Here is a 14,550-nt window from a genome sequence, read left to right on the forward strand (position 1 = left end):
CCCGCATTGCCACGAGCACCCCTCTCGCCTGCACTGTTGCTACGAGGCAATGACACCGTCAGCGAGGCATTCGCCGACGGCAGACAAGAAAGAATGCCAAAAGACTGGATGGCTGCGCTACAGCTATGTCAACGTACAACGTCTCGCAAAATACTAGGTCGGAGTGTGCTCGTTATCGGCGATGATCAGGGTTTCCGAAATTACTCAACTGCACACACGGGAGCAAAAGTAACCGACCTCAAAGGGGAGACCGTCGACAGGCACACGCGGCACGGCATCCCGGCGCCCCAACCCGGCAAGTCACACAGGCGCTCGGGACTCTCGAGCGCTGCATCACAGCGAATTTGGCCCGGTTCGCGGGCGACGGTCCGCTGACGGTCGCCTCGGACAGCGCGCCCAGAGCCCGGACAGGCTTGCGCCCCAATGAGTGGCCGGCCTTCGGCCGGCCTCGGCCGCCCGACGGGGGACGCAACATAGCGCAGAATCGCCGGTTAGCCTAACCGGCGAATCCGAAGACCATGGATGTGTTCGCGTTGGCAGCACTTGGCGGTGGAGCTGACGTGAACCCCGATGTCGCCGTGCGATGAGGCCGGCCATCGGTCCCAGAAGGCCGACCATATGCTGCGGCGAGGCTCGTAATCGTCGAGCAGTGCCGCAATGGCTGGCCTCCATCGCAGGCGCTGCTGTGCGCCGTGAACCGAGGATATTCATGATGAAGGAAACGCATACGCATGGGCATGTTGTCCAGGGGTCCTCAATAAGAATCCGTTGGGTGCCACGCACTCTCACTCCAGCCGAACGTCGGCGTCTCGCGGCATTGCTCTTTTGTTCCGGTGGTCCTCGGAGTGGGAGTCCTGGCCGTTAGCGAAATGGGCTACGGCAGGTGAACTCTCGCGTCATCTGTCTAAATGTCAACCTTCTGCCCGGAAAATGGAGGCAACTTCGAATATGCGCAAGATGGTGCTGCCTAGGCGATCGCGAAAAATCCGTGTCGCCATCTACCTGCGCGTATCCACCGTAAAGCAGCTCAAGGGCTACGGGCTTGAGGTGCAGCTTGACGAGTGCCTTGCCTGGTTGGACTACAAACTGGGGAAGGATTCCTATGTCTACGAGGTCTACACGGACGGAGGTATTTCGGGAAAGCTGGCCCGCCGGCCGGACCTCGATGCCCTGAACGCAGACCTGGCGGCCCTGCGCTACGACCTCGTGATCTTTGGCAAGCTTGACCGTATTGGTCGGACGATGCGCGACATCCATCGCTGGGTCTACGACACCACGGACATCGAAGTTGTCGACGGGGGCGAGGTCCGCGTTGCGACCGCGGACGGTCGGATCGACAGCGAAGATGAGATGTTCGGCATCCAGCTCAGCCTCCTGGCCTACATGGCAGAGCTGGAACACGCCATGATCCTCGATCGAACGATGGGAGGGCGTGAGAAGAAGCTCGCCCAAGGCGGGTGGCCTGGGGGTGTCGCTCCGTTCTGGCTGGAGCTGCCCAAAAAGGGCGTGAACGGGCCCCCCACTCTTCGTGAGAGTGGGGTCCGGATTCTTGAAGTATCGGCTCGTCTTCTCGCAGACGACCTGCTTCCAGCTGAGGAAGCCGCTGTGGCCCTCAATGCGCTGGGGCACTTGACCGCGCGGGGGCTGCCTTGGACTGGTGCGAATCTGATCCGGACGTGGATGCAGACGGCGTTGGACGGATACATCATCTATCGCAACGTTGAGAGCGGGCGAGGCTCTGTGCGTCTCGACCCCGACGGAAATCCGCTCTACGGCGAGACTGTCCACATCCCGGTGCCTGTGCCCTTGCCGGCCTCTCGAGTTCGGGAGGTGAGGAAGGCGCTTGCTCGGCGCTCGTTTACCAAGGAGAACCACAAGGACTACCTACTGTCTCGACGCGTGACCGCGCTCTGTGGTGCCCACTACATTGGCGCCCATCGCGAAGCGCGGGGGAGGACCTCGTACCGGTGCACGGGACGCCGTTCCGATCCGCCGTGCGACTGTCAGGAAATCCTCGCTGGCCCCCTGGAGGAGGTGGTGTGGCGAGAGGTCACACGCACGCTCGGGGACCATGAGAAGTTGCGCGCTCTCGCCGAGGAGTGGCTTGGAGACGTTCCCGGCGAGGTGGAGGAGTACGAGGCGCGTCTCGCGGCCCTCGATGATGAGCTGGAGCGCAGCCAGCGTATGCGGAAGAGGAAGCTCGTTGCCTTGGCTGAAGCCATGGCAACGGATGAAGACGGGGACGCCGAGGTGGAGCTCGAAATCAAAGCATCCATTGAGGAGGTGAAAAGGGACTTGCAGAGTAAGGAGCGGCGGCTTCGTGACCTTAGGGCTGATGCCGCTGAGCGCCTCCTAGAGGTTGAGCAGCGTGAGGCGCGGGTTGCCGAAGTTATCGATCAGGCCCTTGACGTGACCCCTCGGCTTGGCGTGCTGGAGTTCACTGAACGCCTGGAGCTGCTTGACCTCGTGGATATCGAGGTCCGTGTTACGAGTCATGTGCCGGGGATGGTGCGCAACGCTGGCTGCCCGTTCGAGGGATGGTTCCAGGAGCGGGAGATGCTAGTGCCTCCGCAGCTGACGGATGATGATTGGCGGCGGATCGAAGGGTGCTTTCCGGCTCCGAAGAAGAAGACCCGAATAGTTCCGCCCCGAGTCGCGTTTGAGGCATCCCTCTACAAGGTGCGTCATGGCGTGCAGTGGAAGGACCTTCCTGATGAGGTCCTGCAGGGGCACCGGCCCAACAGTATCTACCAGCGGGCCCTGGGGTATCTGAAGGACGGCGCGTGGGAGGCCGCGGTACGTGCCCTCGGCGACTACGACGGGACTCCGGTGCCCCCCTTGTACGTCCTTCCTGACCTCGACATCAGCGGCACCTTCGACCCTGACCTCACAACCCTGCCCGAACCGCGTTTGACCTGCGATGATGGCCAGGCTACGTGTGACGGTGCGGCGGAACGAACATCAAGCTGTTCATGGCGTACCCCGGGGTCTTCTACTCGGACGACGGCAAGATCCTGCGCGCCATGCAGCGGGCCGCCGGCAACGGCGGCCTGATCATGATGCACGCCGAGAACGGCATCGCCATCGACGTCCTCGTCGAACAGGCCCTGGCCCGCGGCGAGACCGACCCCCGCCACCACGGCGAGGTCCGCAAGGTGCTGCTGGAGGCGGAGGCCACGCACCGCGCCGTCCAGCTCGCCCGGGTCGCGGGCGGTGCCCCGCTGTACGTCGTCCACGTGTCGGCCGAGGAGGCCGTCGCCGAGATCGCCGCCGCCCGTGACAAGGGCCTCGACGTCTTCGGCGAGACCTGCCCGCAGTACCTCTTCCTGTCCACCGACAACCTCGCCGAGCCCGGGTTCGAAGGCGCCAAGTACGTGTGCAGTACGCCGCTGAGGCCGCGCGAGCACCAGGCGGCACTGTGGCGGGGCCTGCGCACCAACGACCTCCAGGTCGTCTCCACCGACCACTGCCCCTTCTGCTTCACCGGGCAGAAGGAGCTGGGCCGCGGCGACTTCTCCAAGATCCCCAACGGCCTGCCGGGCGTGGAGAACCGCATGGACCTCCTGCACCAGGCCGTCGTCGACGGACACATCAGCCGCCGGCGCTGGATCGAGATCGCCTGCGCCACCCCGGCCCGGATGTTCGGCCTCTATCCGAAGAAGGGCACCATCGCCCCGGGCGCCGACGCCGACATCGTGATCTACGACCCGCACACCGAGCAGGTCATCTCGGCCCAGACCCACCACATGAACGTCGACTACTCGGCGTACGAGGGCAAGCGGGTCACCGGACGGGTCGAGACCGTCCTCTCCCGCGGCGAACCGGTCATCGCGGACCGCCGCTTCGTCGGCCGGGCCGGACACGGCGCGTACACGCCGCGATCCACCTGCCAGTACCTGAACTAGGAGCCCCGGCCATGGACTTCGGACTCGTCCTGCAGACCGACCGTCCCGCCTCGCGGGTCGTCGGACTCATGCGGCGCGCGGAGCGCAACGGCTTCCGCTACGGCTGGACCTTCGACTCCGCCGTGCTGTGGCAGGAGCCCTTCGTCATCTACAGCCAGATCCTCGAACACACCCGGAAGCTGATCGTCGGCCCGATGGTCACCAACCCGGGCACCCGGAGCTGGGAAGTGACCGCCTCGACCTTCGCCACCCTCAACGACATGTTCGGCAACCGCACCGTGTGCGGCATCGGCCGGGGCGACTCCGCCATGCGCGTCGCGGGCCGCAGGCCCGACACCCTCGCCCGCCTCGGTGAGGCGATCGACGTCATCCGCGACCTGGCCGAGGGCCGCGAGGCGCTCGTCGACGGCACACCGGTCCGCATCCCCTGGGTGACGGAGGGCCGGCTCCCCGTCTGGATGGCGGCGTACGGCCCGAAGGCCCTCGCCCTGGCCGGGCGGAAGGCCGACGGGTTCATCCTCCAGCTCGCCGACCCCTTCCTGACGCGGTGGATGGTCGACGCGGTGCGCGGGGCCGCCGAGGAGGCCGGCCGCGACCCCGCCTCGATCACCATCTGCGTCGCCGCGCCCGCGTACGTCGGCGACGACCTGGCGCACGCGCGCGAGCAGTGCCGGTGGTTCGGCGGCATGGTCGGCAACCACGTCGCCGACCTGGTCGGCCGGTACGGCGAGCGCTCCGGGCTGGTGCCCGAGGATCTCACCTCGTACATCAAGGAGCGCGAGGGCTACGACTACAGCCACCACGGCCGGACCGGGAACCGGTCCACCGATTTCGTCCCGGACGAGATCGTCGACCGCTTCTGCGTGCTGGGCCCCGTCGACGCCCACCTCGCCAGGCTCCGCGAACTGCGTGCGATCGGCGTCGACCAGTTCGCCCTCTACGCCATGCACGACGCCCAGGAGACCACCATCGACGCCTACGGCACCGGAATCGTCCCCGCGCTCTGACCTGGTGTGCCGCGGCGGACGCGGGTGGTGGCCGGAAGGGACGGCCGGTCCGGGCCCCGCCGCACCTGGCGCGGACGCCGCCCGCGTACCGCCCCGGGTTCAGCCCTGACCGTCCGCCAGGGAGGCCAGGGCTTCCTTGGCGGCCTTGATGGCGCCCTTGTTGATGGTGTCGGTGTCGGGCGCCTTCTTCGACTCGAAGTCGCTGCCGTTGTAGGTGATGACCACCAGGGCGTTGGCGGTACGGACCACCACGGTGCCCTCCCGGGTCTGCTGCTTGTCCTCGGTGGTGAGGTTCACGACCGAGTACGCCGCGTCCCCGAGCCCCTCGACCGCGCCGCCGCCGCTCTTGTCGGTGAGCCGCTCCTCGTACGCCTCCTCGGCCGCCTCGTCCGACTCGGTCACCTCGTAGGAGACGTCGAGCCAGCGGTAGTCGTACCCCTTGAGCGCGTTCCACGAACAGGTGCGGCGGACGTCGGCGTCGGTGGAGGCGATCTCCTTGCCGGCCGTCTTGGCGCCCGGCACCAGCGAGGTGATCGTCTTCTTCGCCAGGCCGGTGCAGGGGTCGGGGGCGGTGGCGTACGTCTTCGTCGCCGCCTGGGTCGCGGCAGCGGAGGCGGTCGGTGTCCCGGACGCGGTCGCCGTCGCCTCGGGCCCGGCGGCCGAGGTGGTGTCGGACGGCGACGACAGTGCCCAGCCCGCCGTGGCGAGCACGGCGACCGGGGCCAGGCGCGCGGTGAGGGCGAGCGGCAGGGGTAGCGAAGGCACGGCGCACTTCTCGTGGGGGACGGTGCGGAGAGGGGTCCGCACAGCGGACGGGACGACAGTGTCACATGTCTCCCTGTGGGGCGGAAGGGCGAACTCGGTGCGTGGCCGGCCGGTGACACAGCGGCCTGGCGGAAGGCGGTACGACGTCCCGCGCCGCGGCCGGCCACGCCCCCGGCACGACGCCGGACGGGCCGTCAGGACCCGTACGTCCCGGCGCGCGTGGGCAGGGCGTCCAGGAAGAGCGCCCCCGCCAGGATGCCGGCGCTGCCGCGGGGGCTCCAGCCGCGGCGGTGGAGGTCGGTGTCGAGGGCGGTGAGTGCCTCGGCGCCCGCCGGGGCCGCGGTGCCGCCGGCCTCCAGGACGGCGCGGGCACCGGCGTGGACCTGGCGCAGGCCGAGCGGCCCGGCCACGTAGAGCAGTTCGCTGTCGCGCAGGGACGACATCACGGTCAGCAGGGCGTCCAGGCGTGCCTGCGCCTCGGTGGCACCCGCCGCCCGGGCCGCGGCCAGCGCCGTGAGCGCGCGGCGCACATGGGGAAAGCCCGCACGGGCCTCCCCGCGCGCACCGGCCGCGCCGTACTTCACCGCCATCGCCGAACCGCGCGTCGCCCTCAGGGGCGCTGTGCGGTCGGTGTGCGCGACGATGCGCTTCGCGGTCTCCGTGATCCCCTCGCCCGTCGCGGACGGGTCGAGCGCGGCGCTCGCCACCAGCAGGCCGAGGGTCCACAGAGCGCCGCGGTGACCACCGCCCGCCAGACGGAGCGAGTGCTCGGCGCACCGGCCGATCGAGCCGAGTTCCGCGCGCAGCGGGGCGGTGGGCCGCCCGGTGCGGCGGGCCGCGGCGGCCATCGCCGTGAGGCCGGGGGCGAGGGCCTTCGCCGACCAGCGCAGGGCCCGGTGGTCGGCGCGGGTGGTGCGTGCCGTGAGATCACGGAGGTCGGGCAGACCGGGTTTCGGGGTCAGGACGAGCTGTGCGGTCAGGGCCGACACCGCGGTGTCGGCGAGTACGGCGTCGCGGGGGTCGGTCATGGCGCCTGCCGGGGGGGAGATGAAGACGGGGGACTGCCGGGGGAGGCGAAGGGGGCAGGGGGCTGCGGGAGTGGCGCGGGGCGGTTCCCGCTCGCCGCCGGTGGCCCACCGGCGGCGAGCGGTCGGCCGTCAGCGCTGCCCGCTACGAAGACGCGGACGGCGAGGCCGACGAGGCGGAGGCGCCGGGCATGACGGCGTCGTCACCGTCATGGGTGGCGTCCGGGTCCACACCCACCGTGATCGACGCGGCGACACCCTTGGAGATCTTCTTCTTGTCGTACCGCAGGGTGAGTAGGCCGCCCGCGGCGCCGCTCTGGTCGTAGATCGTGTCCTCGGTGAGGGTGGTGCGGGGGGTCGTGCTGGTCGAGTACGGCTCCACCTCGGCGGAGTCCAGGACGGCCGCCTCCTCGAAGTAGAACTGGCCGGTGTGGCAGGTGTGCCCGCCCTCGTAACCGTCGTCGGTCCACGTCCCGTCCACGTGCACCTTGGTGTGGATGTGCACGGCCCGGCCCTGGTACCAGCCCGGGAAGACGGTGGTGAAGCGGACCTTGCCCTGGCGGTCGGTGCGCCAGGTGCCGCGCAGGTAGCGCTCGTCGTCGGTGGGTTCCACGTGCATGCCACCGCCACCGCCACCGCCGTCCGTCGGCATGGCGGTGGGGGTGCCGGTCGGGGTGCCGGAAGGGGCGCCGGAGGGGGCGCCGGAGGGGGCGCCGGAGGGCATGCCGCCGCCCGTGCCGACGGACTCGTAGCCGGAGTAGACGCCCAGCGCGTCGCAGTGCCAGATGTCGACCGCCGCGTTCCGCACCGGTGTGCACGTGACGGAGTCGATCACCTTGATGGTGAGGGTCATCGGGATGCCCTCCCGGTCCTCGGTGATGTCCGTGCGGATCTTGTCGGCGTCGATGTAGTACGGCCCCTCGATCGCCTCCGAGCTGAGCCGGTAGCAGGACTCGGCGTCGCTGGAGTCCGTGCTCCGCGTCTCCTGCGACGAGTCGTCCGCGAAGGCGGTGGAGGCCAGGACGCCCCCGGCGCCGACCACGGCCACCGCGGCACCGCCGGCCACGAGCACCTGCCGCCGGGAGGTGGTGCTCTTCTCGTGCTTCGGGTCTTGCTGAGGCATCGCCGTCTGTTCCCTTCGTGGGGGGCCGGTCCCCTGCGACCGGCCGGGGCGGCTCACCTTTGTGCGCCCACCTGAAACGAAACTGAAACGGACGGCGATCCGGCACCCGACGACCCGCGCACACCTCCCGTGACCTGCGCGTATGTAAGGAAGCTTAAAGTTCGCGGCGGTGTGTGGCGGGCTCGGGGGAGGTGGGCCGTGCCCGTGGCAGCGTCACCGTGAACTCGGTGTCGCCCGGTGCGCTGCGCACGTCGAGCCGGCCGCCGTGCGCCCGGGTGATCGCGGCGGCGATGGCGAGACCCAGCCCGGCCCCGTCCTTCCGGTCGCCGGCCCGGGACCGGGAGGCGTCGGCGCGGGTGAAGCGCTCGAAGACCAGGGGGAGGAGCGCGCCGGGAATACCGGGACCGTCGTCGTGGACGCGGACGGCGCAGTGCGTGTCCGTGGCCTCCGCGGTCACCGTGATCTCCGTGCCGGCGGGGGTGTGCGCACGGGCGTTGCCCAGCAGGTTGGCCAGCACCTGCTGGAGCCGGGCCTGGTCGCCGGTGACGGTCACGGAGGCGTCGAGGCGCAGGAACACCCGCCACGACCGCTCGCCGCCGGCGGCACGGGCGTCCCAGACCGACTCGGCCACCAGGGTCGCGACGTTCACCTCCGTCATGGACAGCGGACGGCCCTCGTCGAGACGGGCGAGCAGCAGCAGATCGTCCACGAGCCCGGTCATCCGGGCCGACTGCGCGGTGATCCGCTGCCAGGCCAGCTCCGGTGTGATCCGCTCGGTTCCGCCCGCCATGAGCTGCGCGTATCCCGTGATCGAGGCGAGCGGGGTACGCAGTTCGTGGCTGGCGTCGGCGAGGAAGCGGCGCATGCGCTCCTCCGTGCGCTGCCGCTCGACGAGGGACTTCTCCACGTGCTCGATCAGCCGGTTGAGGGCGAGGCCCACCTGACCGGCCTCCGTACCGGGATCGGTGTCCGCCTCGGGGACCCGGCGCAGCCCGGTCACCTCGCCGCGGTCCAGCGGCACCCGGGCCGCCTCGGCGGCGGTGGCGGCGACCCGGCCGAGCGGGCGCAGCTTGCGCCGGACCACGACCGCGCAGACCGTGCCGGCGAGGGTGAGCCCCGCCGCGGCGATCACCGCCTCGACCGCCATCAGAGCGCGGGTCACCCGCTGCACGTCGGCCATGGGCAGGCCGACGAGCACCGGCACCTTGCCGTCCGTGAGCACGGTCAGCCGGTAGTCGCCGAGCCCGGGGAGGGTCCGGGTGTGCGGCTTGCCGTCCGCGGCGACCTCGGCCACGGCGGCGCGCTGCGCGGCCGAGAGGAACCGCGGGTACCCGTCGTCGGCGATCACCGTGGCGGTGACGACGTCGCCGTTCCCGTCGAACCGGGCGGCGACCGTCCCGGCGGTCTCGCCGCGGACCTTGGGGGCGCCCCGCCGCCGGGGACCGTCGGGGTACCGGTCGACCACCTGCCGGCTGCGTTCGGCGGCCTCGGCGACCTGCTCGTCCAGGTCCCGCAGCAGCAGTTGCTGCTGGACGAGCGCGGTCGCCGCGGCCGTCGTACCGCAGACGAGGACCAGCACCGCGGACATGAAGACGACCAGCCGGGTCCGCAGGGACCGGCCGCGCGCGCGGGGCTGTGCGGGATCGCGGTCACGCCGGCTCAGCATGTCCCGTCGTCCGCCGGCCGGAGCGTGTAGCCGAGGCCCCGCACCGTGTGGATCATCGGCGCCCGCCCCTTGTCGATCTTCGACCGCAGGCTGTAGACGTACACCTCGATCAGATTGCCCGCACCGTCGAACGAGCTGTTCCAGATGTGATCGAGGAGCTGTGCCTTGCTGAACACCTGCCGGGGGCTGCCCATGAGGAACCACAGCAGGTCGAACTCCTTGGTGGTGAGCTTCACCGGCGTCCCGCCGCGCCACGCCTCCCGGCTGTGCTCCGACAGCACCAGGTCGCCCAGTCGCCGCACGGCCTCCTGCGCGGCGGGCGGCTCGGCGGCCGTCCCGGCCCCGGCGCGGCGCAGCAGCCCGCGCAGCCGCAGCATCACCTCTTCCAGGGCGAACGGCTTGGTCACATAGTCGTCGGCCCCCGCCGACAGACCGTCCAGCCGGTGGGCGAGGGCGTCACGGGCGGTGAGCATGAGGACGGGCAGCCGGTCGTTGTCGTGCCGCAGCAGCCGCAGTACGTGCAGACCGTCGAGGTCGGGCAGCATCCAGTCCAGGACCACGGCGTCCGGCGCGCACGCCCGCGCGAGCCGGACCGCGCCGTGCCCGTTCCCGGCGGTGTACGGCTGCCAGCCGGCGTCGGCGACGGCGGCGGACAGCAGTGCGGACAGCTCCGGTTCGTCGTCGACGATCAGTACCCGTACGGGGCTGTCCTGAGCGGCACCCTTCGCATCCATGCCCTCATGGTCCGACCCGATCCTGTCCCGGACCTGTGAGGACCAGGACGGGCGGGGCGGCCGCGGCAGGGGTCAGGGCACCCGGGCCGTCCACTCCGGGCTGCTGAACTTGGACTCGGCCAGCTCCTTCGCGCGGGCCGCCTCCTCCTCGGTGACACGGCCCTCGGTCAGGCCGTAGCGGTTGCGGAAGGAGGTGAGCATCCGCTCGATGACGGCCTCACGGGGCAGACCGGTCTGGCGGCGGAGGGGGTCGACGCGCTTCTTGGCGCTCCTGGTGCCCTTGTCCGACATCTTCTCCTTGCCGATGCGCAGCACTTCGAGCATCTTGTCGGCGTCGATGTCGTAGCTCATGGTGACGTGGTGCAGGACGGCACCGGGGCCGCCGTCGGTGGCGACCATGCGCTTCTGGGCGGCGCCGCCGACCTTGCCGGCCTCGGTGGCGATGTCGTTGAGCGGCTGGTACCAGGCCTTGATGCCCATGTCGGCGAAGGCGCCGAGCACCCAGTCGTCCAGGTAGGCGTAGGACTCGGCGAAGGACAGTCCCGAGACGAGGGACGCGGGCACGGACAGCGAGTACGTGATGCTGTTGCCGACCTCCACGAACATGGCGCCGCCGCCGGAGATGCGGCGCACCACGGTGATGCCGTGGCGGGCGGCTCCCTCGGGGTCGACCTCGTTGCGCAGGGACTGGAAGCTGCCGATGATGACCGACGGCTGGGCCCACTCCCACACCCGGAGGGTGGGGCCGCGGCGGCCGGCGGCGACCTCGGCGGTGAGCACCTCGTCGAGGGCCATGTGCAGGGCGGGGGACTGGGGTTCGTCGTGGATGAGCTGCCAGTCGTGGTCGGTCCAGTCCGTCGCCCTGGCCAGCGCACGGCGCACCGCCACGGCCACGCCCTCCGACGTGAGGCCGTACATGACCGTGCCCTCGGGCAGGGCGGCGTCGACGCGGGCGGCGAGGCCGGCGGTGTCGGTCTCGGCCGCGGCGCCTTCGAGGGCCCGGTCGATGGCGGGCAGGGCCTCGTCGGGCTCCAGGAAGAAGTCGCCCGACACCCGGACGTCGCGCAGCGCGCCGTCGGCCACGTCGAGGTCGACGACGACCAGCTTGCCGCCCGGGACCTTGTACTCCCCGTGCATCTTTCCTCCATTTGCCGTTTTCCGGATACACGGTAACGCGCGGCACGATCACCGGTCCGCGCGGTCGTCGCTCGCGGAGCGGTGGCGTGCGGGCGGCGGCGCGTGCCGCATGTTCGTCCCGATTCCACCTGGAGTACGCCACCGCGGTGGGGATTGTCAGTGGCGCGTGCTCTCATGGACGCATGATCGAGAACAACGAAACCATCGACGAGTTTCTCGCCCGGCACGCCGACGACGTGGAGGAGGCCGTCCGCAAGGCGGCCGCGCAGGAGGTCATGCCGCGCTGGCGGCGGCTGGCCGCCCACGAGGTGGACGAGAAGACCGGGCCGCACGACCTGGTGACGGACGCCGACCGCGACGCGGAGACGTACCTCACCGAGGCGCTGGTCGCCCTGCTGCCCGGCTCGGTCGTCGTCGGCGAGGAAGCGGTGCACGCCAACCCGGTCAGTTACGAGGCGCTGCGCGGCGACGCGCCGGTGTGGATCGTCGACCCCGTCGACGGCACCCGGCAGTTCGTCCACGGCGACAGCGGCTTCTGCACCCTGGTCGCCCTCGCCCGCCACGGCGAACTGCTCGCCTCCTGGACCCACGCGCCGGCCCGCGACCAGTTCGCCACGGCGATACGGGGCAAGGGCGCCTTCCTGGACGGCGAGCGGCTGTACGCCGGTCCGTCCGAGCCCGGCCACGACCTGCGGATCGCCACCTCCCACCCGGACTTCACCACGGACGAGCAGAAGCGCGTCCTGCGGGCCCTGGAGGTCCCCGGCATGGCACCCCGCCCGTGCGGCTCGGCCGGACTGGAGTACCTGGCCGTGGCCCGCGGTGAGCTGGACGGCACGGTGTTCGGCTGGGAAGCGGCCTGGGACCACGCGGCCGGGCTGCTGCTCGTCGAGGAGGCCGGCGGCACCCACCTGACCCTGACCGGCGAGCCGTTCCGGATCACGGGCGGCAACGAGCTGCCATTCACCGCCGCCCGCGACGCGGCCACCGCCCGGCGGACGATCGCCCTGCTGTCCGGCGGCGGCGCGGCCTGACGCCGCCGCGCCCGGGGCCGGGGGCCGCCGGTGCTCTGGGGGGGGCGGGGGACCGCCGGTGCTCCGGGGCGGGGACCGCCGGTGCCCCGGGGGGCGGGGGGCCGCCGGTGCTCCGGGGCGGGGACCGCCGGTGTCCCAGGGCCGGGGGCCGCCGGTGACCCTGGGCCTATCCTGGTCCCAGTGGCCATCGGCTGACGAAGGGGTCCGAAGGTGCCGTCGATGCTCGATGCGGTCGTGGTGGGTGCGGGGCCGAACGGACTGACCGCCGCCGTGGAGCTGGCCCGGCGCGGCTTCTCCGTCGCCGTCTTCGAGGCCCGCGACACCGTGGGCGGCGGCGCCCGCACCGAGGAGCTGACCCTCCCCGGCTTCCGGCACGACCCCTGCTCCGCGGCCCACCCGCTCGCCGCAAGCTCACCGGCCTTCCGCGCCCTGCCCCTGGACCGCTACGGCCTCCAGTGGCTGCACGCCGAGCTGCCCATGGCCCACCCGTTCCCCGACGGCTCGGCCGCCGTGCTCTCCCGGTCGGTGGGCGAGACCGCCGCCTCACTGGGACCGCGCGACGCGGGCACCTACCGCAGACTGGTCGAACCGTTCCTGCCGCGCTGGGACACCCTGGTGCGGGACTTCATGTCCCTCCCGCTGACCGCGCTGCCCCGCGACCCGGTCACCCTCGCCCGCTTCGGCCTCACCGGGCTGCCCCCGTCGACCTGGCTGATGCGCCGCTTCCGCGACGAGCGGGCCAGGACCCTGCTGGCCGGTCTCGTCGCGCACGTCATGGCCCCGCTCGGCGGCCTCGCCACCTCCGCCATCGGCCTGGTCTTCCTGCTCGCCGCCCACGCCCACGGCTGGCCGGTGGCCCGCGGCGGCTCGCAGGCGATCTCCGACGCCCTCGCCGCCCACCTCACCGACCTCGGCGGCACGGTGCACACCGACTACGAGGTCAAACGGCTGGACGACCTGCCGCCCGCCCGCGCCTACGTCTTCGACACCTCACCCACCGCGCTGGCCCGCATCGCGGGCTTCGGCCGGGCCTACGACGGCTACCGGTACGGCCCCGGCGTCTTCAAGATCGACTACGCGCTGGACGGACCCGTCCCGTGGACCGCCCCCGAGGCCCGCGCCGCCGGCACCGTGCAGGTCGGCGCGGACAGCGCCGAGATCGGCACCGCCCTGCACGACGCCTCCCGCGCCGGACGCGCGCCCGAGCGGCCGTTCCTGATCACCGTGCAGCCGAGCGTCGTCGACCCCACCCGCGCCCCGGAGGGCAAGCACGTCTTCTGGGCGTACGGCCACGTCCCCAACGGCTGGACCGGTGACCTCACCGACGCGATCGAACGCCAGCTGGAGCGCTTCGCCCCCGGCTTCCGCGACCGCGTCCTCGCCCGCGCCACCGCCGGTCCGCCCGAACTGGCCGCCCGCAACGCCAACTACGTCGGCGGTGACATCGCCTCCGGCGCGATCAGCGGCCTCCAGGTCCTGCTGCGCCCCAAGCCGTCCCTCTTCCCGTACGCCACCCCGCACCCGGCCGTCTTCATCTGCTCGTCGGCGACTCCGCCCGGTCCCGGGGTACACGGCATGTCGGGACACAACGCGGCGAAAGCGGTGTGGCGGAGACTGAGGCAGGCATGACCGGCATCACCCTGGTCCAGGGCGACATCACGCACCAGCGGGCCGACGCGATCGTCAACGCGGCCAACTCCTCCCTCCTCGGCGGCGGCGGCGTCGACGGCGCCATCCACCGCCGGGGCGGCCCGGCGATCCTCGACGCGTGCCGCGACCTGCGTGCCTCGCGGTACGGCAGGGGCCTGCCCACCGGCCGGGCGGTCGCCACCACCGCGGGCGAACTGGACGCCCGCTGGGTCATCCACACCGTCGGCCCGGTGTACGACGCCGCCGGCGGCGATCCGTCCCTGCTGGCGTCCTGCTACCGGGAGTCGCTGCGGGTGGCCGACGAACTCGGGGCCCGTTCCGTCGCCTTCCCGGCGATCTCGACCGGCGTGTACGGCTGGCCGCTGGACGACGCGGCGCGCATCGCGGTGGACGCGGTGCGCGGCGCCGACACGGCCGTCGAGGAGATCAGGTTCGTGCTGTTCGACGACCGGGCCTACGAGGCGTTCGCCGCGCGCCTCGGCTGACCGCCGTACCGGACCGGCC

At 71.4% G+C, this 14,550-nt stretch carries 11 protein-coding genes and 1 pseudogene; 6 read left to right on the forward strand and 6 right to left on the reverse strand.

What is annotated here, in order from left to right; genetic code table 11:
* Nucleotides 1–957: 957 nt before the first annotated feature.
* The 3 genes and pseudogenes from ACIQR3_RS30390 (at nt 958) to ACIQR3_RS30400 (ending at nt 4,912) form a co-directional block, all read left to right on the forward strand.
* Complete coding sequence (locus ACIQR3_RS30390; RefSeq protein WP_403543881.1) at nt 958–3,054, forward strand: recombinase family protein; 2,097 nt, start codon at nt 958–960, stop codon at nt 3,052–3,054.
* Nucleotides 2,949–3,905 (forward strand): annotated as a pseudogene (locus tag ACIQR3_RS30395) (amidohydrolase family protein); the annotation flags it as partial. The gene ACIQR3_RS30390 and the pseudogene ACIQR3_RS30395, both read left to right, overlap by 106 nt.
* Nucleotides 3,906–3,916: 11 nt before the next feature.
* Nucleotides 3,917–4,912: a TIGR03842 family LLM class F420-dependent oxidoreductase gene (locus tag ACIQR3_RS30400; protein WP_403543847.1), complete on the forward strand. Its 996-nt coding sequence runs from the start codon at nt 3,917–3,919 to the stop codon at nt 4,910–4,912.
* 99 nt (nt 4,913–5,011) lie between these two features.
* On the opposite strand, the gene ACIQR3_RS30405 is transcribed toward ACIQR3_RS30400, so the two are convergent.
* From ACIQR3_RS30405 to ACIQR3_RS30430, 6 genes are all read right to left on the reverse strand, one after another.
* On the reverse strand, nt 5,012–5,677 hold the full coding sequence (locus ACIQR3_RS30405; protein ID WP_403543848.1) for a hypothetical protein: 666 nt from the start codon (nt 5,675–5,677) through the stop codon (nt 5,012–5,014).
* A 194-nt stretch (nt 5,678–5,871) separates the two neighbouring features.
* A complete protein-coding gene (locus ACIQR3_RS30410; RefSeq protein WP_403543849.1) occupies nt 5,872–6,705 on the reverse strand; it encodes a triphosphoribosyl-dephospho-CoA synthase in 834 nt (277 codons plus the stop codon).
* 142 nt (nt 6,706–6,847) lie between these two features.
* Nucleotides 6,848–7,825 carry a dioxygenase gene (locus ACIQR3_RS30415; protein WP_403543850.1) on the reverse strand — a complete coding sequence of 326 codons (978 nt, stop codon included), beginning with the start codon at nt 7,823–7,825 and terminating at the stop codon, nt 6,848–6,850.
* A 154-nt stretch (nt 7,826–7,979) separates the two neighbouring features.
* The gene (locus ACIQR3_RS30420) at nt 7,980–9,491 is read right to left on the reverse strand and encodes a sensor histidine kinase (RefSeq protein ID WP_403543851.1); all 1,512 of its coding nucleotides are present in this window, start codon (nt 9,489–9,491) and stop codon (nt 7,980–7,982) included.
* Nucleotides 9,485–10,225, reverse strand: coding sequence for a response regulator transcription factor (locus tag ACIQR3_RS30425; protein ID WP_403543852.1), 741 nt, complete (start codon nt 10,223–10,225; stop codon nt 9,485–9,487). The genes ACIQR3_RS30420 and ACIQR3_RS30425 overlap by 7 nt, the downstream gene beginning before the upstream one ends.
* A gap of 72 nt (nt 10,226–10,297) precedes the next feature.
* On the reverse strand, nt 10,298–11,362 hold the full coding sequence (locus ACIQR3_RS30430; RefSeq protein ID WP_403543853.1) for a biotin/lipoate A/B protein ligase family protein: 1,065 nt from the start codon (nt 11,360–11,362) through the stop codon (nt 10,298–10,300).
* Nucleotides 11,363–11,544: 182 nt separating this feature from the next.
* Between ACIQR3_RS30430 and ACIQR3_RS30435 the strand changes: the two genes are divergently transcribed.
* From ACIQR3_RS30435 to ACIQR3_RS30445, 3 genes are all read left to right on the forward strand, one after another.
* Complete coding sequence (locus ACIQR3_RS30435) at nt 11,545–12,396, forward strand: inositol monophosphatase family protein (protein ID WP_403543854.1); 852 nt, start codon at nt 11,545–11,547, stop codon at nt 12,394–12,396.
* Nucleotides 12,397–12,615: 219 nt separating this feature from the next.
* Nucleotides 12,616–14,025: a phytoene desaturase family protein gene (locus ACIQR3_RS30440; protein ID WP_403543855.1), complete on the forward strand. Its 1,410-nt coding sequence runs from the start codon at nt 12,616–12,618 to the stop codon at nt 14,023–14,025.
* Entirely contained in the window at nt 14,022–14,531 is a 510-nt protein-coding gene (locus ACIQR3_RS30445) for an O-acetyl-ADP-ribose deacetylase (protein ID WP_403543856.1), read from the forward strand. Before ACIQR3_RS30440 ends, ACIQR3_RS30445 begins: the two co-directional genes overlap by 4 nt.
* The last annotated feature ends 19 nt before the right edge of the window (nt 14,532–14,550 follow it).

It is taken from the genome of Streptomyces sp. NPDC090994 (assembly GCF_044768905.1).
In the GTDB taxonomy this organism is placed as follows: Bacteria; Actinomycetota; Actinomycetes; order Streptomycetales; family Streptomycetaceae; genus Streptomyces.

Bases quoted from the DNA above. Each gene is read 5' to 3' on its own strand.
- ACIQR3_RS30390 (WP_403543881.1), top strand. From the start codon at position 958: ATGGTGCTGCCTAGGCGATCGCGAAAAATCCGTGTCGCCATCTACCTG.
- ACIQR3_RS30400 (WP_403543847.1), top strand. From the start codon at position 3,917: ATGGACTTCGGACTCGTCCTGCAGACCGACCGTCCCGCCTCGCGGGTC.
- ACIQR3_RS30410 (WP_403543849.1), bottom strand. From the start codon at position 6,705: ATGACCGACCCCCGCGACGCCGTACTCGCCGACACCGCGGTGTCGGCC.
- ACIQR3_RS30415 (WP_403543850.1), bottom strand. From the start codon at position 7,825: ATGCCTCAGCAAGACCCGAAGCACGAGAAGAGCACCACCTCCCGGCGG.
- ACIQR3_RS30420 (WP_403543851.1), bottom strand. From the start codon at position 9,491: ATGCTGAGCCGGCGTGACCGCGATCCCGCACAGCCCCGCGCGCGCGGC.
- ACIQR3_RS30425 (WP_403543852.1), bottom strand. From the start codon at position 10,225: ATGGATGCGAAGGGTGCCGCTCAGGACAGCCCCGTACGGGTACTGATC.
- ACIQR3_RS30430 (WP_403543853.1), bottom strand. From the start codon at position 11,362: ATGCACGGGGAGTACAAGGTCCCGGGCGGCAAGCTGGTCGTCGTCGAC.
- ACIQR3_RS30435 (WP_403543854.1), top strand. From the start codon at position 11,545: ATGATCGAGAACAACGAAACCATCGACGAGTTTCTCGCCCGGCACGCC.
- ACIQR3_RS30440 (WP_403543855.1), top strand. From the start codon at position 12,616: ATGCTCGATGCGGTCGTGGTGGGTGCGGGGCCGAACGGACTGACCGCC.
- ACIQR3_RS30445 (WP_403543856.1), top strand. From the start codon at position 14,022: ATGACCGGCATCACCCTGGTCCAGGGCGACATCACGCACCAGCGGGCC.